Here is a 22202-nt window from a genome sequence, read left to right on the forward strand (position 1 = left end):
AAAATAACATTATGAAAATCGAGAAAGGAATAAAAATGCTAATTGTAAGCTCCTATCCTCCAAGAGAATGTGGAATAGCAACTTTTACCAATGATATTGTCGATGCATTGTATGTTGTTTTTGGAGATACGCTTCCCGTGGAAGTTTGCGCTTTGCAAAATAGGGATCAGGAATTACGTTACACAGAAGAAGTTACCTATATCTTGCCTGTAGATTCTTTAGTACATTACAGGCTTGTTGCTGAAAAAATAAATGAACGTACCGATATTGGATTGGTATGCATTCAGCATGAATTTGGTCTTTTTAGAGGGGAATATGGTGATCATATTCTTTCTTTTATATTAGCGCTTAACAAACCTATTGTAACCGTTTTTCATACTGTGCTGCCTAATCCGGATGAAAAAAGAAAAAAAGTGGTTTATGCCTTAACTGATTTATCCGATAAAGTCGTTGTGCTTACCAAAAAATCGAAGGAAATTTTGAGCGACTATTACAACTGTCCGCATTCTAAAACCGTAGTTATTCCTCACGGCAATCATACCGTGCTTTGGGAACAAAAAAAGGTGCTGAAAAAAAAATATGGTTTTAAAGATAAAGTGGTATTATCAACCTTTGGATTAATTAGCGAAAATAAAGGAATTGAAACTGTATTACATGCATTACCGGAAATTGTGACTCGACATCCTGAAGTTATTTATCTAATTATAGGTAAAACTCATCCTGAAGTTTTAAAAACAGAAGGAGAAAAATACCGAAATTTACTTACTTCTATTGTAAAGGAGCTCGATCTGGAAAACAATGTGATTTTCATTAATGAATATCTTCAATTGGAACAGTTATTGGAATTTTTAACTTTATCCGAAATTTATTTATTTTGCTCAAAAGATCCAAATCAAGCTGTAAGCGGAACCTTTGCGTATGCCATGAGCAGTGGTTGTGCTGTGATTTCCACTCCTATACCACATGCTGTCGAATCGCTAGGAAATGGTAATGGGATCCTATTAAAAAATTTCGATAATCCAAAAGAATTTCAAAAAGCAATACGCTATCTTATTGAAAATAAAGAGCAACGAATCGCATTGGGAAAAAATGCTTTTGCTATGGCTCGTGCAACAAATTGGGAGAATATTGCAATACAATACCGCCTTTTGTTTGACCAATTAACAAATAGAGAAGATGATTTGAGATTCAATTTTCCAACTATAAATTTAGACCACATTAAAAAAATGACTACCGATTTAGGAATTCTTCAGTTTTCAAAATTTAGCCAGCCTGATCCTGAATCAGGCTATACATTAGACGATAATGCCAGAGCATTAATCAATATGGTCATGTATAACAAAGCGTTCCCCGGTAATGAGAATTTAAAATTAGCGAATATTTATTTGAACTTTATCGAAGGTATACAACAACATGACGGCTGGTTTAATAATTACAAAGACTTTGACAATCATCTAACAAAGCAAAACGGAGAAGTAAATCTAGAAGATGCCAATGGAAGAGCGTTATGGAGTCTAGGAATGGTGATTTCTCACAGACAAAACTTACCGCTGGACATGATTTGTCAAGCGGTAAAATGCTGGGACAAAGCGATAAAAAAGATTGATAATTTTAAATCTCCCAGAGCAATAGCCTATGCTTTGAAGGGACTTTACCTTTATCATGAAACGTACAAAGACAGCGAAATAAAAAATCACATCGCGAAACTTGCCGATAAACTTTTACATCATTATAAAATTAATTCAGCCGAGAATTGGTGCTGGTATGAAGATTATATGACCTATGCTAATAATGTGCTGCCCGAAGCCATGATGTACAGTTATTTAACCACCAAAAATCCAAAATATAAAAAAATTGCACTCATCACATTCGACTTTTTGCTTTCCCATTATTTCATGAAAGGACAACTGAAAGTAATTTCGAACAGAGGCTGGTTTAAAAAACAAAACGAAAGAATATTCTATGGGGAACAGCCTATTGAAGTGGCAACGACCATAATTGCATTGGATTTATTTTATGAAATTACGCAAAATAATAAATATAAAGACCAATTAAAACTCGCTTTTATCTGGTTTTTAGGAAATAATCATTTGAAACAAATCATGTACAATCCGGCAAACGGTGCTTCCTACGATGGATTAGAAGACAAACACATCAATATCAATCAAGGAGCAGAATCGACCTTATGCTTTTTTAAAGCGCGCTTAATTATGGAGAAATATGCCTAAACAGTTTTCCAAGAACTAATTAATACCCAAAACGAAGCAAATGAGAACTTAAATGCCACTAAAAATCTGCTGTAAAGCAGAATTTTTATATGGTTTTTAGTGCAGCAATAAGCACATCAATATCTTCTTTTGTATTGAAATGACTAAAAGAAATTCGTAAACTAGGTTTCTTTAAATCTTCAATTGAAAGCATTTCGGCTAAAACATGTGAAGGTTTGATACTTCCGGATTGGCAAGCGCTTCCGCGGGAAACTTCAATTCCTTTCATGTCCAAATGAAATAAAATCATCGCTGTTTTATCCGCTGAAAAAGGCAATAAAACATTCAAAACCGTATAAAATCCATCAACACTTCCATTAATTTCAAAAGCTGGAAATTCAAGTTCAAGTTGGGTAATTAAATAATTTCTTAATTCAAAAATATGATTTCGTTCCGTTTCTAAATTGCTGTATGACAATTCCAATGCTTTTGCCATTCCGGCAATTTGATGCAAAGCCTCAGTTCCGGCCCGAAGTCCTTTTTCTTGTTCACCTCCAAAAAATAAGGGTTGTAACCCGGAATTTTTTCGAATAAAAGCAAAACCAGCTCCTTTTGGTCCGTGAAATTTATGCGCACTGGCAACGATGAAATCAACCGATAATTTTTGTAAATCGATTGTTGTTTTTCCAACAGACTGCACCGTATCCGAATGAAATAATGCGCTGTGCTCTTGGCAAATGCGGCTTATTCGTTCCAAATCCAGAACGGTTCCTATTTCGTTATTCACATGCATCAAACTGACTAATGTCTTCTTTTCCTGCGAAAGTAATTCCACCAAATCTGTAATGTCAATTTGCCCATTCGATTTTATTGCAACATAATCCACCTGAATACCATACTCTTTTTCTAATGCTAAAGCCGTATACAAAACCGCATGATGCTCGATTTTACTGGTAATTATTCGTTTTACTTTCAAATCTTTAACGGCAGAACGAAGAATCCAATTGTTGGCTTCAGTACCGCAAGAAGTAAAAATAATTTCCTGAGCCGTAGCATTCAAATTTTTGGCAATTGATTTTCTGGATAGCTCCAAAATATTTTTTGCGGTACGTCCTAAACTATGTGTTGACGAGGGATTTCCGTAATCCTCTATTAAAACTTTGGTCATTTCCTGAATTACTTCAGGGCGAATCGCAGTGGTAGAGGCGTTATCGAGATATACTTTTTTCATTTTTTAAAATTATAAAATTATTTTTAACCCTCGATTTCTGTTTGAATCACTTTCGATTTTCTGGAAAAGAGTATTCTTTCATTAAAAACAATTATCGAAACCAAAATTAGAAAATAAGAAAACAATTGAAGGAAACTTACTTGCTCCTTGTAGTAAAATATGGCCAGTAAAAAATTAATAATAGGGTTAATATAAATCATAATTCCTACCGCAGAAGAGTTGATTCCTTTTAGCGCATAAAGATTTAAAAACAATGGAATAATGGTGAAAAATACCACAATCATGAACATACAGCTATAAAATAAAGGCTCCATAGGAATTGCTCCGCTGTATTTTGGATAAAAAGGAAGCAGAACAACTGCTGTAAAAATCAATTGAATAGTCAGCCCCAGAAATTTATCCAAATCGTTGTTTTTTCGTTGGCTCACTAAATACAACGCATAAGTCGCCGCGGTAATAAGGCTGTAAAATATATCCTGAAAATGGTTGAAAGATAACAATATACAACTAAAAAAACTGATTGAAACAGCGACCCACTGCCATTTACTGAGCGTTTCTTTCAACATAAAAAAGGCAAAAACAGTTGTCACAATTGGACAAATCAAATAGGCTAGCGATGCCGCATTGACACTGACATGATTCATCACATAAATGTAAACAAACCAGTTTGAGGAGAGAAATACGCCACCGCCAAGTGTCAATAAAACAACATTTCTCTGCTGTTTAAAAGAGATGTTTATGAAATGATTCCAATTTTGTCGCATTACTTTTCTGCGGAAAACAACATTGATAAATACCATCGTAATCACGCTAAAAAATACCCGATAAAACAAAATATCCAAAGAGGGATAATTATGCAACGGTTTTAAAGCAAAACTAAAAAAACCCCACATAAAAAAAGCCAAGAAAGCAGCCGAATAATATTTGTTAAGTTTCATGAACAGTATTAAATTGGTGCAAATATAACGAATTCAATTGGCTTTAAATGACAGCAATCCTAACAATAGCACCAACCAATATTTGATATTCACAGTGTAATTATTCGAACATAAAACCTAAAATCCTGTTAAATAATCTATTTTTAAACGGTAATGTAATTGGAACAAATTAAAAATTATATTTTTGTTAGAAATATTATAAAAATGAAAAGAATCCTTAGCTTGTTAATTTTAGTCCTGTTCTTAAATGGTTGTGATGATGGCGACTTAATTCAAGAAGACATCAATTTTGAAGATGTTATTGCACAAAAATGTACCACAAATAGCATTATTTATAAACTGAAAGACAGTGAAGCACTTATTTTTGAAGCAACCGGAATTACTTTCCCAACTGAAACCACTTCACAAGAATTTAGTATCAGTGGTTCTAATCGCGTTCTTTATCGTTTTTATAGTGGTACTGTTAGTGCATCAACAATTTGCGAATCAATACCGCCGGCAACTCCCATTGTTACGGATCAATGGACTGCTACAGGTGGAAATATAGTGATAAATACTACCGCTGTTAAAACAACTGATGAAAAGGATAACAGTACAAAAATTACGGGTTATAATCACAATATCACCTTTAAAAACATCACCTTTAACAAAGGAAATGGAACTCAAGTCTATGAGACATTCGCTTTTGGAGACTATTTGACTGCGGCAACGCCTTTGCCTTTCGCATTCAATAAGACACTTGAACAATGCAGCGCTTCTAAGCAATTATATGATTACAATAGTAGCGAAGCACTAATTCTTGATGTTGATTCTGCTCTAATTGTTAATGAAGCAACACTGCTAAATGCTCCAAGAACTGGATTGATAAGTGACACAAAAAACAAACTTACCTACCGATTATTCTCTGGTTTAGTAACTGGCGCTTATTTTTGTAATGCTACTTTTCCGGCAACTCCCGTAGTGACTGAAGAATGGATTGGAGTGGCTGGAGTTGCTAATACAAGTGGTATAGTTGAAGTAACCAGTACTCCTTTTGGAAACGGTTTCAAACACACCGTTGTCCTTAAAAAGGTAAAAATGAAGAAAGGAAACAGCGATTTTATTTTGGGCGATAATTACATCTACGGTGAATTATTAACTACGAATTAATGCCGAATTCAATCAAAATTCAACGCTAAAAAAAGCTGCTTTTACGGCAAAAAAAATCCCGATTTTAAATGAATTTTAATTAGAAAATTCGCTTAAAATCGGGATTCTTTTTTTCTGTTTTTAATGTAAACAATACTACCTACATGGCACTTTGTTTAATAAAAACTTCAGTGGCTCCTTGTCCATATTTTTGATAATTGCCTTCTTGAAAAGCAATGTTATCATAACGCCCTAAAAGGAAATCCAACTCTGCTTTTAAGATTCCTTCACCAACTCCGTGGATAAAAACAATCTTTGGAATGCGATTCCGAATGGCGAATTCTATGTGGCGTTTTGCCGTTTCAGTCTGCAAAGTCAAAATGTCATAATTAGACATTCCGCGTTTATTTGGAACTAGTTTTTCAATGTGTAAATCAAACTCCGGAGCTAAAATCTCATGCTTTGATTTCTTTTCCTTAACAAAGCTTCGTGGTTTTGGAATCTCTTTTTCTTTCGAAACTTCACTTACATTTATTCTTCTTATAGAATCCATTAAATTACTGGAATCGTTTACGTTAATCAACTCATTGACAAAAAATGTCATCGTAAATCCATCCTCTGTCTCTATAGTTACCTGCTGCTCCTTTACTGATAACACTACTCCGTTCATCGCTTCATCCAGCACTGAAACCTTATCTCCTTTGTTAAACATTTTCGTCTTCTTTATCTTGATTCTTACTTGGCGTTTTGGCACTCAATTGCATCATTCCCATCATGAAAATTACAATGGCGATTACCATTATATAAACATTTTTCTCGGCACTTACCTGCTCATACAAAGCAACAATGATGGCGATAATCATTATGGGAATTATAAACTTTTTCATCTTTTAAAATATAATATTCCAAAAGTAATGAATTTAAAATTGCTTCATTTAATATTGAAAAAGTTTCTTATTTTTTCGTAGAATTGTAAAAAGAAAAACCATTGGATTTAGAAAAATATATGATGCCTTGTTTAAGCAAAACACTCTTTGGAGTGGAGTGTTTAGGCTGTGGTTTTCAGAGAGGATTTTTGCTGCTTTTGCAAGGTGATTTCGGAGGTGCTTTTAATATGTATCCAGCCATTTTTACCACGTTGTTATTTTTAGGAATTCTAGGTTTGAATCTTATCGACAAAAACAGGAGTTACAAAAAAATCATCATTGGCTCCGCGATCCTCAATGCTGTTTTTATGATTGCGGGTTATTATTTTAAGCACTACTAACACATTATTTTTTTTGACTTTAAAACAAAAATAGCAATTTAATTCTGGTCAAAATATCATTCATCATTTCGATTTGCACTTTCTAAATTTCTATTAATTCTTCTTTTTGATGCATAATCGAATGATGTAGTTTTTCATGAATCTTTCGGATTTCAAGTTCTGATTTTAGATTTATCATATAATCTTTTTTGGCTCTCTCGTGGTCTTTTTCTTTCTGACGATTTTGACTCATCATAATTATCGGAGTTTACTGTGCGGCAAAACACAACAAAATTAGATTCAATAAAATAAACGAATACTTATCAAAACCTTTGTTCATCGGAATATAAATTTTGGCCAAGATCCGCAACAAAATAAATACACTAAAGAAAATGATAAATTTCCAGCTTCTGCCAAAAGAAGCTACTTTATCCGCCACTTTTAGCCCAACTGTATGAACACCCGCTTCAACCTCAACGGTACTTCCTATTAATTTATCTTCCTTCAAGGAACCAATAACTTTAGCTTCCAGATTGGACAACTCCCCTATTTCAATTAATAAATAATTCGAAATGTATTTCTCTCGATACCTATTGAGTTCGCTTATCGCCAAGGATTTATTGACATTAAAATCAGGATAATTATTTTGAATAAGCGCTACTATTGGGTTGCGTATATTTTTATAAGGTACTTTATCCGCAACTGGAAATTCCTTTTTTAGAAATATCACTTATAAAAGTCGAAGTACTTTTGAAAGATTCTTATTTATTAACTAATTTAAAAAAACGGTAGTATCAAAACTAAATAATGATCCAAGGACATTGAAAATAAATAAGTATGAAAAAATTCTTAAGTTCCAAAAATTAAAAAACAATCGTAAACACTGTCTTCACGGAATATTTATTTAACAAAATTGTCTCAATAAATTTAATAGCTTTTATTCTATCAAAGTAATATTCCGAAATAGTTCAATATATTTGTGGTTCGTTTTAAAACCTATGAAAATGTCACCAAAATACAAAAACATTCTTTTCTGCTATTGTTGTTGCTGTTTTTAAAATTACCGTTTTATAAATAGTTTTTACCAATAAATACGTATTGTAATTCAAGAAATAATCAGATTACTACAATTCAAACACAAGACATTAAACAGCATGAAACCACAAAAAATATTAGATTTAATAGGAAATACACCTTTGGTGGAATCTATCCATTTGATACAAAATAAAAACATAAAACTTTTACTGAAACTGGAAGGAAATAATCCCGGAGGTAGCTTAAAAGATCGTGCGGCGTACAATATGATAAAATCGGCACTGGAAAGAGGAGAAATTAAAAAAGGCGACAAACTCATTGAAGCAACGAGCGGTAACACTGGAATTGCTTTGGCGATGATTGCGCAATTATTTAAAATCGAAATCGAATTGATTTTGCCCGAAGATTCCACCATAGAACGTACGCAAACCATGCGTGCTTATGGCGCAACCGTAATTTTGACACCCGCAGCAGCTGGAATAATAGGCTCCAGAGATTATGCCGATAAAAAAGTAGCCGAAGGCGGTTACATCATGCTTAATCAGTTTGCAAACGACGACAACTGGAAAGCTCATTATAAAACTACAGGTCCGGAAATATGGAATGATACGGAAGGAACCGTTACCCATTTCGTTGCGGCAATGGGAACAACAGGAACGATTATAGGAACGTCAACGTATTTAAAAGAGATGAATCCTATGATTCAAATTGTAGGTGCGCAACCCAGCGACGGGTCCCAAATTCCGGGAATCAGAAAATGGCCTCAGGAATATTTACCTAAAATATTTGATGCAAAGAAAGTAGATACAATCATAGAAGTTTCGGAGCAGGAAGCACGTGCCATGACTAAACGTTTGGCACTTGAAGAAGGAGTTTTTGCAGGAATGAGCAGTGGTGGTTCCGTAGCAGTTGCCTTAAAAATAGCTGAGAAATTAGAATCTGGAGTCATTGTCGCTATCATTTGTGACCGAGGCGATCGGTATTTATCTTCCAATTTGTTTGATTAAATTGTACTAAAAACTACATCGCAACCTTCCTTTTCTGTATCTTTCGGATATAAATGGAAGGTTGTTTCGTTTTAATTCGGTACTACAAAATTTCCTTTTTGTGCATTTTAAATTCGTTTACAAATGAAAAACATCAAATTAATTTACAGCATATTATTTTTATCAATCATTATGGGAGGAAAAGTACAAGCGCAGGATTGGCCGAATTTAAATAAATATCAAATTGAAAATGCGAATTTGAAACCGGTAGCACAAGGAGACAAAAGAATAGTATTCATAGGCGATTCCATAACCGAATTTTGGAGTGTACTAAATCCTGAATATTTCGCCGGAAAACCATACGTTAATCGCGGCATCAGCGGCCAAACCACTCCACAAATACTTATTCGTTTTAGAGCCGATGTTATTGCGTTAAAACCCGCTGCGATAGTTATTTTGGCCGGAATAAATGATATTGCCGGCAATACTGGTCCTTCAACATTAGAAATGATAGCAAATAATATTTTCTCGATGGCCGAATTGGCAAAAGCAAACCAGATAAAAGTGATTTTGTGTACTGTATTGCCAGCTTACGATTTCTCCTGGAAACCCAATCAAAATCCTGCTGAAAAAGTGGTGGCACTAAATAAAATGATAAAAAAATACGCTGACGCTAATGGCATTCTGTATCTTGATTACTTTTCGGCTATGGCAGATGAACATAACGGATTGAAAACTGCTTATTCCGAAGACGGTGTACATCCCAACAAACTAGGTTATCAGATTATGGCTCCGCTTGCTGAAAAAGCAATCACGGAAGTTTTAGCAATCAAATAAAGAAACAAATAGAATTCTATTTTTATCAAAAACAAAAAGGCTCGATTTAAATTAAATCGCGCCTTTTGTTATGTAAATTGTTGTTTATGCTAAACTAGCTGTACTTGAAATCGCTGCATTCAACACTTTAGAAACGGGACAGTTTTTCTCAGCCTTTGTCACTAATTGTTGAAAAGCATCCTCTGTTATTTCTTTTACTTTTGCTTGAACCGTTAGGTGTGACGTTACAATTGTTCCGTCTACTAAATCGATGTCGCATTTAGTTTCGATACTTTCAATTTCAAAACCTTCTTCGCTTATGTAAGCCGAAAGTTGCATCGTAAAACAGCCTGCGTGCGCCGCTGCAATCAATTCTTCCGGATTTGTTCCTACTCCTTCTTCAAAACGGGATTTGAACGAATATTGTGTGTCTTTTAATGTGGTAGTTTGCGTGGTTAGTTTCCCGGCTCCTTCTTTTAGTGAACCATTCCAGACTGCGGTTGCATTTCTTTTCATGTTTTTCTGTTTTCTGTTAACTCAAATTTACTTCTTTTATCAAAAAATACTTTTAAACAAATGATAATTTAACTAAAATTTAAAGGTCGTTTTTCATAAAAAAGATAATATAAATTTCGCTATTTTTAGCACATGAAAAAAACTTTACTTATTTTCTTTACTTTTTTATCAATAAGTTGCTTTGCTCAATTGAGTAACAAACACTGGATTCCGCCTTTGCATAGTAGAAATTCAAGTAATGCACAAATAACTGATCAATATGTTTATTTGTCAACGGCTGAGACAACTCCATTTCTTGTTACTGTAACAGACGGACGTGGAATTCCTTTTGCGGGTTCTCCTTTTTCATTGTCAGCAAGCAATTCTGTTGAAATAAAAATTGGAGACCGACAGCCCTCAAAAATGTTTTTAGAACTAATTGACGTCAACAAAGTAGTTTCAGATAAAGGAATAATTCTTGAGGGAATAAAAGATTTTTATGTTAGTTTTAGAATGATGGCTCAAAATCATTCGGAAACATTAATATCTAAGGGAAAACCTGGAATAGGAACAAGTTTTAGATTAGGATGCACAATTAACGAATCATTAGACAACAGAAAAAATTTCGTTGCAAGCGTAATGGCAACAGAAGATAATACGGATATAACTTTATCCGATTATGATACGGGAGTTGTTTTTGCATCAGGTTCCGGTAATATTACTTCAGCCAGCCAAACTTTTTCAAATTTAAAAGCTGGCGAAAGCATTGTATTTAGTGGATACAGCAATACTCCGGCAAATCTAACAGGAATAATAGGAGCTTTAATTACTTCTAATAATCCTGTAGCGGTAAATACAGGCAATGTCCTTGGTGGAATTGAAAACGGAAGGGCCGATATTACATTAGATCAAATTGTTTCAGCATCACAAATTGGAAATGAATATATTTTTATTGAAGGAAATGGGTTGCCGAATATGGAAACACCTTTAATCGTTGCAGATAATGATGGAACTGTTATTTACATTAATGACATCCCAACGCCTATAATTACAATTGATGCAGGGGAATATTATCAAGTTCCAAATTCATATTATCAAGGCAGTATTAATAGAAATCTATATGTAAAAACAAGTAAGCCGGTATTCGCCTATCAATTAATAGGAGGAGGTGCTAATACTGCGACTTCGGGTTTGAATTTTATTCCACCTTTGAGTTGTTTTTTCCAAAATTCGGTAAATATACCACAAGTCAATAAAATTGGAAGCACAACTTATACTTCTGATTTAATGATACTAACCTATACCACATCAACCTTAACGGTTAATGGAAATATAATCCCACAAACACAAGCTCAACCTATTTTAGGAAATACTGATTGGGTTACCTACCGAATTTCAAATATTACAGGTGATGCCAATGTTATTTCTACAGGTCCTTTAGCAGTTGGAGTTTTTGGATTTCAAGGAACTGCGTCTGGGTTTGCAGGATATTATTCTGGGTTCGGAAGCACTCCGCAGGATACTAACGTAACAGTTTGTTCAAATGCAACACAAGATTTATTTGATGTAATAAATGGAAATCCTGATACAGGTGGCTCTTGGACTGTGCCTCCAAGTGGAAATCCTCTAAATGGAAACCTATTTGATCCCACTATTAATAGTCCGGGCGAATACAACTATTCTTTTACAAAAGATTGTAATTCCGCTATAACAACAATAAGCCTAAAAGTTAATGTTACAATACAGCAATCAAAAAATGCTGGCAGTAATAATTCGATTACAATTTGTACCGATTCAAGTTCTTTTGATTTGTTCTCATTATTAGGAACTGCAGATGTTGGAGGAACTTGGTCACCTGCATTAACGTCTGGAACTGGCATTTTTGATCCTGCAGTAGATTTGAGCGGTTTATACACCTATTCATTTCCTGCTGTTGGCTCTTGCGCTACTGCTTCAGCCACTATAAATGTAACCAACAATGCAATACCATTAAATTATACTATTACTGATTTTGAAATATGCGACAATAATTCAGATGGTAATGATTCAAATGGTTTTGTAGATTTTGACTTAACCAATAAAAACAGTGAAATTTTAGGCTCACAAACTGGAATAAATGTAACGTATCATAAATTACCGGGGGATGCTGAATCAGGAATAAATCCAATAACTACTTTATACTCCTCAAATACAACAATATATGCCCGATTAACAAACATTCTATCAAGTTGTTATATAGTTAACTCATTTAAATTAGTTGTAAACCCTTTACCATTAGTAAATGATGTTACAATTATACAATGTGACGATGATTTAGATGCTATTTCCACCTTTAATCTCACGGTAAAAAACGATGTGATTTCTAGCAATTTTACAAATGAAAATTTCACATATTACACTACACAAACTGAAGCAAATAATCCCTTATCAATTGATCAAATTTCAACACCACTTGCTTTTGAAAATATAAATCCTCCCCTTCCAGCTCCTCAAGGAATAATGAATGTTTGGGCAAGAGTAGTAAATAAAATTACTGGTTGTTTTAGTATTGCCAAATTAACATTAAAAGTAGCAGCTTCAAAAATCCCACCTACGTATAGTTATATACAACCTCCTGTTTGCGATGATATTTTAGCAACAGATGGAACATCTACAGGTGACCCTAATACAAACAAAAGAGATGGAATTTCAGTATTTGATTTAACCAATGCAATTAATGACGTAGAATCTCAATTACCTCCACCATTATCAAATTACACCTTTAAATATTATAGAAACAAAGCAGATGCTTTAGCTCAAAATGACGCTAGCGGAAATTCTTTAGCTATAAAACCATCCGAATATACTAATTTCAGGAATGACATCCCTTTTGCTCAAAATATTTGGGTAAGAGTAAATAATAATTTAACTTCTGATTGCGGTGCTGGCTTTGGTGACTTCATTAAACTATCAGTCGAAAAATTACCTTTTGCAAATCCAGTAATTATACCAAGCCAATGCGATGATGATCAAGATGGAATTTTTGTTTTTAATACAGCAACTTTAAAGTCAACTTTATTAGGAACCAATCAATCGTTTCCTGTCACAGTGACTTATTTTGATGCGACAAATAATCCTCTAAAAGATGTTAACGGAGTTTTGATTTCGAGCCCATTTCCAAATAGTTTTTCAACAAAATCTCAAATCATAAAAGCAGTTGTTACCAATAATACAACCCAAAAATGTTTCGATGAAACTATGATACAATTTATTGTTGATGATTTGCCTGAAGCATTTGCTGTTCCTATTGCTTTGACAACAACCTGCGATGACGAGACAAATCCATTGGTTCAAGACGGAAAATTTGGTTTTGATACTGCAATATTTCAAACAACAATTTTGAATGGACAAATTGGAATGAATGTTAAATATTTCGACCAAAACGGAAAAGCATTACCAAGTCCGTTGCCAAATCCATTTATAACAGGAACACAAAATGTAAAAGTTATTGTTGAGAATCCAATAAACACCTCTTGTTTCGCCGAATTAACAATTCCTTTTGTAATAGATCCACTACCGAATATTAGTTTAAATACCGATGGAAGCGAAGACAAATTAGTTTGCCAAAACGATCCATCATTCTTTGTTCAACTAGATGCGGGAATTCAAGATGGCTCGCCAACTGGCAATTATACTTATATTTGGTCGAAAGACGGAATAGTTTTACCAAGTCAAACTGGTTATATATTAGATGTAAACGCGGAAGGATTATATACTGTCGAAGCCTTTAATGGTAAAGGTTGCAGTAGAATTCGAGTCCTAAAAGTTACTGCTTCTGACGTGGCACATATTGATACCATTCAAATTGTTGATATGGCTGACATCAATACTGTTACAGTAAATGTTACAGGAGCAGGTGATTATGAATACAGTTTAGACGAAGATTATGGACCTTATCAAGATTCCAATTTCTTTGACAATGTTCCGGCAGGTATTCACGATGTTTATATTAATGACAAAAATGGATGTGGTACCGTAAGTAAAACCATTGCAGTGACAGGAGTTCCTAAATTTTTTACTCCAAATGGTGATGGAATTAATGATTATTGGAATGTAAAAGGAGTAAATAATGTCTTTAATAAAAATGCTGTTATCTATATTTATGACCGTTACGGCAAGTTGCTAAAACAAATTACGGCCTCCAGTCAAGGTTGGGACGGTACATTTACAGGACAGCCTTTACCCTCTGATGACTATTGGTACTCCATCAAATTAGATGACGGAAGAGAAGCTAAAGGTCATTTTAGTTTAAAGAGATAAACACCCAAAATATTGAGCGTCAAATGTTATTATTTCTTTTATACATTGCTATTCACTATATTTGATAGTTTTAATTTGATATGAAAACCCGTCTTCTTTTAGTATTTACCGTACTTATTTTTACGACCTCTGCATTTGCTCAAAAAGAAGCAGCTATATGGTATTTTGGAAATTATGCCGGGCTTGATTTTAATTCTGGAAGCCCGATTGCTTTAACCAACGGTAAGCTAAATACAGCTGAAGGCTGTACCACAATATCTGATAAAAATGGGAATCTACTTTTTTACACCGATGGTTCAATAGTGTATAACAAATCACATCAGGTAATGCCGAACGGTTACGGTTTATTAGGCCATAACTCGAGTACGCAATCGGCTATAATTGTTCCGCATCCAAGTAATTTAAATTTATATTACATATTTACAGTAGACCAACCTAATCCAAAGAATGTTGACGATAATCTCTTAAATGATGAGGATCCACCAAACAATGGATTAAATTATACGTTGGTTGATTTGAGGTTAAATAACGGCTTAGGGGATATCTCTGTCAAAGAAAAGAACATTCACCTTATTACTTATAATCCCGGAGATAGTGAAGAAATAAAGTTTAAATGTTCCGAAAAAATTACCGCTGTTCAACATGGTGATGGCACTTCTTTTTGGGTGATAACCCATTTCAAAAATACTTTTTACTCTTTTAAAATAAGCACATCTGGTGTTGACAAAAAACCGATTCAAACTACTACTTCTTTGAATGTTTCAACTGGCGGCTATATTTCTAATGCAATAGGATATTTAAAAACATCTCCGAACGGAAAAAAAATTGCTATGGCGAATACTTCTTTTAAAGCGACAGATGAATTAGGTCCAAAAGGTGAAATTAGACGAAATACCGGTAATGTGTGGCTATTTGATTTTGATGCAGCTACAGGAAAAATAAGTAATGGATTTTCTATTGTCAGCGGGATTAATCCGTATGGTGTAGAATTTTCTGCAAAATCAAAAAAATTATATGTGACTACAAATTTGTTCAGAAATGATGATGTTTCCTTAGGAAGTTTACTAATTCAATTTGATCTCAAAAGCGCTAATATTATAGGTTCAAAAACCACAATCAACTCTTCCACAAATGTCGCAGGTGCTTTGCAATTGGCGCTTGACGAAAAAATATATCGCTCTGGATATCCCTCCGGAAATGATAGTAGCGATAAATTATCTGTTATAAACAACCCCGAATTAGATGGCTCTAATTGTAATTATTTACAAAACGAAATTGACTTAGGCGGAAAAAAAGCAAAATTAGGTTTACCTCCATTTATCACCTCATTATTTTTATATGCTTTTAATTATGAATTCAATTGTTTAGGTGAATCTACTCATTTTTACAGTAATTCAGTTGAAAAAATTGACAGCGTACTTTGGAATTTTGGAGATGGATTCACCTCCACTGCTATTGATGCCTATCACACATACGCACAAGCAGGTGAATATAAAGTAACATTAATAAAAACTGTAAATGGTGAAGAAAGAGAGCCTCTTGAAAAAGCAATTACTATTTATGAAGTCCCCAAAATACTTTCTGCATCTTACAAATTAACACAATGCGACACACAAGATAGCGTTCCTACAGATGGTTTAGCTTTGTTTAATTTGTCTTTGGCTAATGAGCCAATTAGTTTAGGCGAAAAGGATTTTGAAGTCCACTATTACCATAGCATTGCTGATGCTGAAAATGATTTAACGAATACCCAATCCCTTCCAGTAAACTATCGAAACAGTTTTGCAGATGAGCTTACATACGCAAAAGTTTCGCAATCAAATTCAAGCTGCTACAGCATAGGAACTGTAATATTACATGCTAATAAAAACATATTATTATTACCCGAAGCACTACATGAATGTGATCTTGGTGATGGAAAAGCATCATTTGATTTGGAACGAAAAAAGGATTTAATAAAAACAGAGTTGACTTTACCTTCCGATGTACGTTTGTCTTTTTATTTAACTGAAGAGGATGCTTTTATAGGAATAAACGAACTTAATGGACCGTTTGTTTCAGTTCCTAAAACAGTATTCCTTCGAGCTGAAAATGCTGAAGGATGTTATGGAACCGGAAATTTCGAAATTATAGTTGAGCCTTCTCCAAAAATCAATATTTTAGAAAACGTAATTCTATGCGAAGGACTTGTAAATCCTTCAATCCTTTTAAATGCCGGAATTTTAGCACCAGCAACAATTTATGATTTCACTTATTTGTGGTCAACAGGCGAAACAACTCCAACCATATCTATAAACAAACAAGGCGAATATAACGTCTCTGTAAAAAATAAATCCGGCTGTACCACTTCACGAAAATACATTGTGACCATGTCATATTTAGCAAAAATAAATAATATAATTGTACAGGATTTACAACAAACAAATCAAGTCATAGTTGAACTTGATAATCCAAGTGACTATGAATATAAGCTTCACTACGAAAATGGAACCGAAACTTCTTTTCAAAATTCAATCCTTTTTGAAAATGTGCCTGGTGGCTTTCACGAATTAATTGTGGCAAATCGTAATGGATGTGGGCAAACGACAAAAAGTTTTGCCGTATTAAATGCTCCCAAATTCTTCACACCCAATGGTGATAGCTATAATGATTACTGGAATTTGAAAGGAATAAATAGCACTATTTATGAAAATGCTATTATATATATATTTGACAGATATGGTAAATTATTAAAACAGTTATCTCCTTCAAGTCTTGGTTGGGATGGCAATTATCTCAAGCAACCATTACCCGCAGACGATTATTGGTTCACAATAAAACTTGAAGACGGTCGGGAAGCAAAAAGTCATTTTAGCTTGAAGCGATAACAGAATAAAAAAAAATCCCATAAACTAACTTTCTGAGCATGTTGTTTCGAATAAATGCTGGCATTCACAAACATTAATAAAATATTTCTAACGCTTATTTGAGTCAAAAACAGCAAAGTGCGCAATTAGAAACCATAAAAAAAGCCATTCGAATCAACGAATGGCTTTTAAGTTTTATAAAAAATAAAATTAGATTTTAAATCTTTTTCTATCCGTTTCTGTCAAATATATTTTTCTCAAACGAATAGACTTCGGAGTTACTTCAACATATTCATCTTTTTGAATGTACTCTAACGCTTCCTCAAGAGAGAAAATAACTGGAGGAATAATTCTAGCTTTATCATCATTTCCAGAAGAACGAACGTTAGATTGTTTTTTCTCCTTAGTCACGTTCACACACATATCATCGCTACGAGAATTTTCTCCAATTACCTGACCTTCGTAAATTTCATCATTAGGATTAACGAAGAATCTACCACGATCTTGCAACTTATCGATAGAATAAGGAATCGCTTTTCCTTTTTCCATAGAAATCAATGAACCTTTGTTACGTCCAGAAATTTCTCCTTTGTAAGGCTCATATCCTATAAAACGGTGTGCCATAATTGCTTCACCAGCAGTAGCAGTAAGCAATAGGTTACGCAATCCGATAATTCCACGTGATGGAATATTGAATTTTATAATCATACGCTCCCCTTTTGTTTCCATACTCAACATTTCTCCTTTACGGAAAGAAACAAACTCCACCGCTCTTCCTGAAAGATTTTCTGGTAAGTCAATTGTTAATTCCTCAATTGGCTCACATTTTTTACCATCAATTTCTTTAATAATAACTTGTGGCTGACCAATTTGCAATTCATATCCTTCTCTTCTCATTGTTTCAATAAGAACTGACAAGTGAAGTACTCCACGACCAAAAACCATAAACTTATCTGCTGAATCAGTTTCACCCAATTTCATAGCTAAGTTTTTTTCCAATTCTTTATTCAACCTGTCTCTAATATGACGAGAGGTTACAAATTTACCTTCTTTTCCAAAGAAAGGAGAGTCATTGATGGTAAACAACATACTCATTGTTGGCTCATCAATAGTAATTGTTTGTAAGGCTTCCGGATTTTCAAAGTCAGCAATTGTATCACCAATTTCAAAACCTTCAACTCCGATAATTGCGCAAATATCTCCTGCAACTACTTCTTGCACTTTTTTACGACCTAATCCTTCAAAAGTATGTAATTCTTTGATACGTGATTTCATTATAACACCATCTCTTTTGCACAAAGAAATCTGCATTCCTTCTTTCAACACACCTCTTTCTAAACGACCAATAGCGATACGACCAGTAAATGCTGAGAAGTCTAATGAAGTGATCAACATTTGTGGAGTTCCTTCAGATACTTTAGGAGCTGGTACATTAGCAATAACCATGTCTAATAACGCTTCCACATTATCAGTTACGTTTTCCCAATGATCAGACATCCAATTATTTTTAGCCGAACCGTAAACCGTTGGAAAATCCAACTGCCACTCTTCTGCTCCTAACTCAAACATTAAGTCAAAAACTTTTTCATGAACTTCTTCAGGAGTACAGTTCTCTTTATCAACTTTATTAATAACAACGCATGGTTTTAAACCAAGGTCTAACGCTTTTTGTAATACAAATCGTGTTTGTGGCATTGGTCCTTCAAAAGCATCTACTAGTAGACAAACTCCATCAGCCATATTCAAAACACGCTCTACCTCACCACCAAAATCGGCGTGACCAGGAGTATCGATAATGTTGATTTTTGTTCCTTTGTATACTACAGAAACATTCTTTGAAGTAATAGTGATACCTCTTTCACGCTCTAAGTCGTTGTTATCAAGGATTAAGTCTCCTGTGTTTTCGTTGTCACGAAATAACTGACAGTGATACATAATTTTATCAACCAAAGTTGTTTTACCGTGATCGACGTGGGCAATAATTGCAATGTTTCTAATAGATTCCATCTGTGATTTTTAATGGGTGCAAAGGTACACTTTATTTTGATATAAAAAATATTTATCCAATAGTTTACATATTGTTAACCTATTAGACACAAAAACAGACCTTAAAAAAAACCTTAAAAAATAAGTTCTCATTGATGTTTAATAATTCGGCAATAATTATTTATATTTGAGTAATGAAAAGCAAAACCAATCAAGTAATCATCATTTACATTCTTATTTCATTGTTTGTAGCTATTGTTAGTCATAAAATATTACTACAATATATTTCTAATGAAAAACTTCCATTTTATACCTTTACTAAAGACATATTATTTATATTCTTTACCGGAATAATTTTTAAACTTATCCTTTCGAAAAACGACAACCGAAACATAGCCACATTTGAAAAAATTAAAAATTCGAATACTGAAATAAAGGAGTCAAATGAAAAATACGATATTGTAGCAAAAGCAACCAGTGATACGATTTGGGACTGGAAAATACAGGACGACAACTTTTCTTGGAACAAAGGAATCGAAAATGTTTTCGGCTACAAACCTGGAGAAGTCGGCAATAATTCAACATGGTGGTTTAATAAAATTCATCCCGAAGACAGCATCAAAATGTCTATCAAACTGTACTCCTTTATTGAACAAAAAACCGAAAAATGGCAGGATCAATACCGTTTCAAATGTTCTGACAATTCTTATAAATATGTTTTAGACAGAGGTTTTTTATTGAAAGACGAAAACGGGAAAGCAATCAGAATGATTGGAGCGATACAAGATATCACCAAACAAAAAGAAGAAGAACAACGACTTAAATTGTTAGAAACCGTTATTATTCAATCTAAAGATTCCATAATCATTACCGAGGCCGATTCTATTGATGCAAAAATCCCCAACATTATTTATGTTAACCCCGCTTTTTCAATCATGTCAGGATATGAATCCGATGAAATTATTGGAAGATCTCCAGATCTCTTTAACAGTCCAAACTCTGATGTTAATGAGCTTGAAAAGCTATTAAAAGCAATAAAAAACAAAGAAGAATGTTTGATAGAAACGATCAGTTACACCAAAAATAAAGATGAATACTGGGTACGATTTTCTATGATTCCTATTTTCAATTCTGACAACGAACTTTCCCACTGGATTTCCATTCAAAGAGATATCACTGAAGAAAAAAAGCAAGAAAAGGAAAAAGAACAGCTCATAAGAGAACTGACACAGAATAATAAAGACTTAAAGCAGTTCTCCTATATTACTTCGCACAATCTTAGAGCCCCATTATCAAATTTAACAGGGCTACTGAACTTAATAGAAGATATTCCTATTGAAAACCAAGAATTGAAGGAAATTTTAAGCGGTTTTAATAAATCTACTCATTTATTAAACGACACCATCAACGATCTTGTTAAAGTAATCATTATAAAAGATAATCCTTCCATCAAAAAAGAAGCGGTGTTGATAAAAGAAATATTTGAAAATGTTTTTAGTCAACTTAATTTCCAAATTGAATTGTACAGACCAATCATTAAACTCGATTTTGAAAAAGTTTCAATAATAAATATCAATAAAGCTTACTTAGAAAGCATACTATTAAACCTTTTAACGAATTCCATCAAATACAAATCGGAAAATAGAAAACTAAAAATAACTATGACTACTGACCAAATTGATGATACTGTTGTTTTAACTTTTAAAGACAATGGGATAGGAATCGACTTAGTTCGAAATAAAGATAAAGTTTTTGGGCTTTACCAACGTTTTCACAATTACCCAGACAGCAAAGGACTGGGATTGTATTTAGTAAAATCGCAGGTTGAAACTATGGATGGAACTATCGATATAGAAAGTGAAGTTAACAAAGGGACTACATTTACATTAACCTTCAAAAACATACAATAATGTTAGATCAAATTTTATGCGTCGATGATGATCCCATAACACTTATGCTTTGCAAAAAAGTAATTATTAAATCTTCATTTTCCAATGAAATTATCACATCACAAAACGGTGAAGAAGCGCTTAGTTACTTCAATACGATTAAACACATCAACAATAAAAACAAGCCAATCCCACAACCACAATTAATTTTTTTGGATTTAAACATGCCTGTAATGGGGGGTTGGGAATTTCTGGATCATTTTAATAGCCAAGAATTTGCAGAATTCAGCACTATAAAAGTGATTGTTCTTTCTTCTACAATTGATCCTGAGGACTTGGAAAAATCGAAACAATATCCAATGGTAGTTGACTTTTTATCAAAACCCATAAGTCAGTCCATGCTCGAATATTTAAAGAATAAATTAAAATAAAAAATACAAGACATAAAAAAAGCTCTCGTAAATGAGAGCTTTTTCTATATATAACAATTTGTATTACTTACAATTTAGCAACAAGTTTCGTTAATTTAGATTTTAAATTAGAAGCTTTGTTATCATGAATGATATTCTTCTTAGCTAATTTATCAATCATAGAAATTACACTTGATAATTTAGATGTAGCATCAATTTTATCAGTTGCTATTCTTAATGCTTTGATGGCATTACGAGTAGTTTTGTGTTGGTATCTGTTTAATACTCTTCTCTTTTCGTTACTTCTGATTCTCTTTAGAGCTGATTTATGATTTGCCATTTTATTGCTTTTTTATCTTTTACTATTTTTTTGTAGTCCGTAAGGGAATCGAACCCCTGTTACCAAGACGAAATCTTGGCGTCCTAACCCCTAGACGAACGGACCATTATCCCCTAAGTTTTTATCAATCAAAATATTGAAATTTGTAGCCCGTAGCGGAATCGAACCGCTCTTACATGGATGAAAACCATGCGTCCTAACCGATAGACGAACGGGCCAAACTTCCTTCTAAGTTCAGGAATACTTTAACATGCAATAAAAATAGTAGCCCGTAGCGGAATCGAACCGCTCTTACATGGATGAAAACCATGCGTCCTAACCGATAGACGAACGGGCCCTGCTTCTCTAAT

Annotated in this window: 16 protein-coding genes, 3 tRNA genes and 1 pseudogene; 9 read left to right on the forward strand and 11 right to left on the reverse strand. The window is 33.7% G+C overall.

Annotation, left to right across the window (positions count from 1 at the left end; all coding sequences use genetic code 11):
- Positions 1–11 precede the first annotated feature (11 nt).
- Positions 12–2228, forward strand: a complete 2217-nt coding sequence (locus tag BMZ76_RS08950; RefSeq protein WP_091205106.1) for a glycosyltransferase — start codon at positions 12–14, stop codon at positions 2226–2228.
- An 85-nt stretch (positions 2229–2313) separates the two neighbouring features.
- On the opposite strand, the gene BMZ76_RS08955 is transcribed toward BMZ76_RS08950, so the two are convergent.
- Together BMZ76_RS08955 and BMZ76_RS08960 are read right to left on the reverse strand one after the other, a co-directional pair.
- Entirely contained in the window at positions 2314–3438 is a 1125-nt protein-coding gene (locus tag BMZ76_RS08955; RefSeq protein ID WP_091205109.1) for a cysteine desulfurase family protein, read from the reverse strand.
- Between the two features lie 23 nt (positions 3439–3461).
- Positions 3462–4376 (reverse strand): EamA family transporter, encoded by a 915-nt coding sequence (locus BMZ76_RS08960; RefSeq protein ID WP_091205111.1) that lies wholly within the window; start codon positions 4374–4376, stop codon positions 3462–3464.
- A 204-nt stretch (positions 4377–4580) separates the two neighbouring features.
- Between BMZ76_RS08960 and BMZ76_RS08965 the strand changes: the two genes are divergently transcribed.
- Complete coding sequence (locus tag BMZ76_RS08965; RefSeq protein WP_143071070.1) at positions 4581–5525, forward strand: hypothetical protein; 945 nt, start codon at positions 4581–4583, stop codon at positions 5523–5525.
- Between the two features lie 139 nt (positions 5526–5664).
- Here BMZ76_RS08965 and BMZ76_RS08970 read toward each other — a convergent pair whose 3' ends face one another.
- Together BMZ76_RS08970 and BMZ76_RS08975 are read right to left on the reverse strand one after the other, a co-directional pair.
- Positions 5665–6216: a Smr/MutS family protein gene (locus tag BMZ76_RS08970; protein ID WP_091205116.1), complete on the reverse strand. Its 552-nt coding sequence runs from the start codon at positions 6214–6216 to the stop codon at positions 5665–5667.
- The gene (locus tag BMZ76_RS08975; RefSeq protein WP_091205119.1) at positions 6209–6391 is read right to left on the reverse strand and encodes a hypothetical protein; all 183 of its coding nucleotides are present in this window, start codon (positions 6389–6391) and stop codon (positions 6209–6211) included. Before BMZ76_RS08975 ends, BMZ76_RS08970 begins: the two co-directional genes overlap by 8 nt.
- 101 nt (positions 6392–6492) lie before the next feature.
- Between BMZ76_RS08975 and BMZ76_RS08980 the strand changes: the two genes are divergently transcribed.
- Positions 6493–6771, forward strand: a complete 279-nt coding sequence (locus BMZ76_RS08980) for a DUF2752 domain-containing protein (RefSeq protein WP_091205122.1) — start codon at positions 6493–6495, stop codon at positions 6769–6771.
- An 82-nt stretch (positions 6772–6853) separates the two neighbouring features.
- Here the strand turns inward: BMZ76_RS08980 and BMZ76_RS08985 are convergent.
- Positions 6854–7480: pseudogene (locus BMZ76_RS08985) on the reverse strand (DUF1003 domain-containing protein).
- Between the two features lie 424 nt (positions 7481–7904).
- Between BMZ76_RS08985 and cysM the strand changes: the two are divergent.
- Positions 7905–8792, forward strand: a complete 888-nt coding sequence (gene cysM, locus BMZ76_RS08990) for a cysteine synthase CysM (protein WP_091205125.1) — start codon at positions 7905–7907, stop codon at positions 8790–8792.
- 123 nt (positions 8793–8915) lie between these two features.
- Positions 8916–9608, forward strand: coding sequence for an SGNH/GDSL hydrolase family protein (locus BMZ76_RS08995; RefSeq protein ID WP_244281774.1), 693 nt, complete (start codon positions 8916–8918; stop codon positions 9606–9608).
- 84 nt (positions 9609–9692) lie between these two features.
- Here the strand turns inward: BMZ76_RS08995 and BMZ76_RS09000 are convergent, their stop codons facing one another.
- Positions 9693–10103, reverse strand: a complete 411-nt coding sequence (locus BMZ76_RS09000) for an OsmC family peroxiredoxin (RefSeq protein WP_091205128.1) — start codon at positions 10101–10103, stop codon at positions 9693–9695.
- Positions 10104–10235: 132 nt separating this feature from the next.
- Here BMZ76_RS09000 and BMZ76_RS09005 point away from each other — a divergent pair, with 132 nt between their 5' ends.
- Together BMZ76_RS09005 and BMZ76_RS09010 are read left to right on the forward strand one after the other, a co-directional pair.
- Positions 10236–14381: a T9SS type B sorting domain-containing protein gene (locus BMZ76_RS09005; protein WP_091205130.1), complete on the forward strand. Its 4146-nt coding sequence runs from the start codon at positions 10236–10238 to the stop codon at positions 14379–14381.
- Between the two features lie 80 nt (positions 14382–14461).
- Complete coding sequence (locus BMZ76_RS09010; protein WP_091205133.1) at positions 14462–17248, forward strand: T9SS type B sorting domain-containing protein; 2787 nt, start codon at positions 14462–14464, stop codon at positions 17246–17248.
- Between the two features lie 189 nt (positions 17249–17437).
- Here the strand turns inward: BMZ76_RS09010 and typA are convergent, their stop codons facing one another.
- On the reverse strand, positions 17438–19234 hold the full coding sequence (typA, locus tag BMZ76_RS09015; RefSeq protein ID WP_091205136.1) for a translational GTPase TypA: 1797 nt from the start codon (positions 19232–19234) through the stop codon (positions 17438–17440).
- 173 nt (positions 19235–19407) lie between these two features.
- Between typA and BMZ76_RS09020 the strand changes: the two genes are divergently transcribed.
- Both BMZ76_RS09020 and BMZ76_RS09025 read left to right on the forward strand, forming a co-directional pair.
- A complete protein-coding gene (locus BMZ76_RS09020) occupies positions 19408–21123 on the forward strand; it encodes a PAS domain-containing sensor histidine kinase (RefSeq protein ID WP_091205138.1) in 1716 nt (571 codons plus the stop codon).
- The gene (locus tag BMZ76_RS09025) at positions 21123–21533 is read left to right on the forward strand and encodes a response regulator (protein WP_091205141.1); all 411 of its coding nucleotides are present in this window, start codon (positions 21123–21125) and stop codon (positions 21531–21533) included. Before BMZ76_RS09020 ends, BMZ76_RS09025 begins: the two co-directional genes overlap by 1 nt.
- Before the next feature lie 67 nt (positions 21534–21600).
- On the opposite strand, the gene rpsT is transcribed toward BMZ76_RS09025, so the two are convergent.
- From rpsT to BMZ76_RS09045, 4 genes are all read right to left on the reverse strand, one after another.
- Positions 21601–21852, reverse strand: a complete 252-nt coding sequence (rpsT, locus tag BMZ76_RS09030; RefSeq protein WP_091205143.1) for a 30S ribosomal protein S20 — start codon at positions 21850–21852, stop codon at positions 21601–21603.
- Between the two features lie 33 nt (positions 21853–21885).
- Positions 21886–21957 (reverse strand) — tRNA-Glu (locus BMZ76_RS09035).
- A gap of 41 nt (positions 21958–21998) precedes the next feature.
- Positions 21999–22070 (reverse strand) — tRNA-Glu (locus tag BMZ76_RS09040).
- A gap of 47 nt (positions 22071–22117) precedes the next feature.
- Positions 22118–22189, reverse strand: a tRNA-Glu gene (locus tag BMZ76_RS09045).
- Between the last annotated feature and the right edge of the window lie 13 nt (positions 22190–22202).

This window comes from Flavobacterium xueshanense, assembly GCF_900112975.1.
In the GTDB taxonomy this organism is placed as follows: Bacteria; Bacteroidota; Bacteroidia; order Flavobacteriales; family Flavobacteriaceae; genus Flavobacterium; species Flavobacterium xueshanense.

What these genes read in the sequence shown, in the direction of transcription:
- BMZ76_RS08950 (WP_091205106.1), top strand. Translation starts at nt 12, where the DNA reads ATGAAAATCGAGAAAGGAATAAAAATGCTAATTGTAAGCTCCTATCCT.
- BMZ76_RS08955 (WP_091205109.1), bottom strand. Translation starts at nt 3,438, where the DNA reads ATGAAAAAAGTATATCTCGATAACGCCTCTACCACTGCGATTCGCCCT.
- BMZ76_RS08960 (WP_091205111.1), bottom strand. Translation starts at nt 4,376, where the DNA reads ATGAAACTTAACAAATATTATTCGGCTGCTTTCTTGGCTTTTTTTATG.
- BMZ76_RS08965 (WP_143071070.1), top strand. Translation starts at nt 4,581, where the DNA reads ATGAAAAGAATCCTTAGCTTGTTAATTTTAGTCCTGTTCTTAAATGGT.
- BMZ76_RS08970 (WP_091205116.1), bottom strand. Translation starts at nt 6,216, where the DNA reads ATGTTTAACAAAGGAGATAAGGTTTCAGTGCTGGATGAAGCGATGAAC.
- BMZ76_RS08975 (WP_091205119.1), bottom strand. Translation starts at nt 6,391, where the DNA reads ATGAAAAAGTTTATAATTCCCATAATGATTATCGCCATCATTGTTGCT.
- cysM (WP_091205125.1), top strand. Translation starts at nt 7,905, where the DNA reads ATGAAACCACAAAAAATATTAGATTTAATAGGAAATACACCTTTGGTG.
- BMZ76_RS08995 (WP_244281774.1), top strand. Translation starts at nt 8,916, where the DNA reads ATGAAAAACATCAAATTAATTTACAGCATATTATTTTTATCAATCATT.
- BMZ76_RS09000 (WP_091205128.1), bottom strand. Translation starts at nt 10,103, where the DNA reads ATGAAAAGAAATGCAACCGCAGTCTGGAATGGTTCACTAAAAGAAGGA.
- BMZ76_RS09005 (WP_091205130.1), top strand. Translation starts at nt 10,236, where the DNA reads ATGAAAAAAACTTTACTTATTTTCTTTACTTTTTTATCAATAAGTTGC.
- BMZ76_RS09010 (WP_091205133.1), top strand. Translation starts at nt 14,462, where the DNA reads ATGAAAACCCGTCTTCTTTTAGTATTTACCGTACTTATTTTTACGACC.
- typA (WP_091205136.1), bottom strand. Translation starts at nt 19,234, where the DNA reads ATGGAATCTATTAGAAACATTGCAATTATTGCCCACGTCGATCACGGT.
- BMZ76_RS09020 (WP_091205138.1), top strand. Translation starts at nt 19,408, where the DNA reads ATGAAAAGCAAAACCAATCAAGTAATCATCATTTACATTCTTATTTCA.
- BMZ76_RS09025 (WP_091205141.1), top strand. Translation starts at nt 21,123, where the DNA reads ATGTTAGATCAAATTTTATGCGTCGATGATGATCCCATAACACTTATG.
- rpsT (WP_091205143.1), bottom strand. Translation starts at nt 21,852, where the DNA reads ATGGCAAATCATAAATCAGCTCTAAAGAGAATCAGAAGTAACGAAAAG.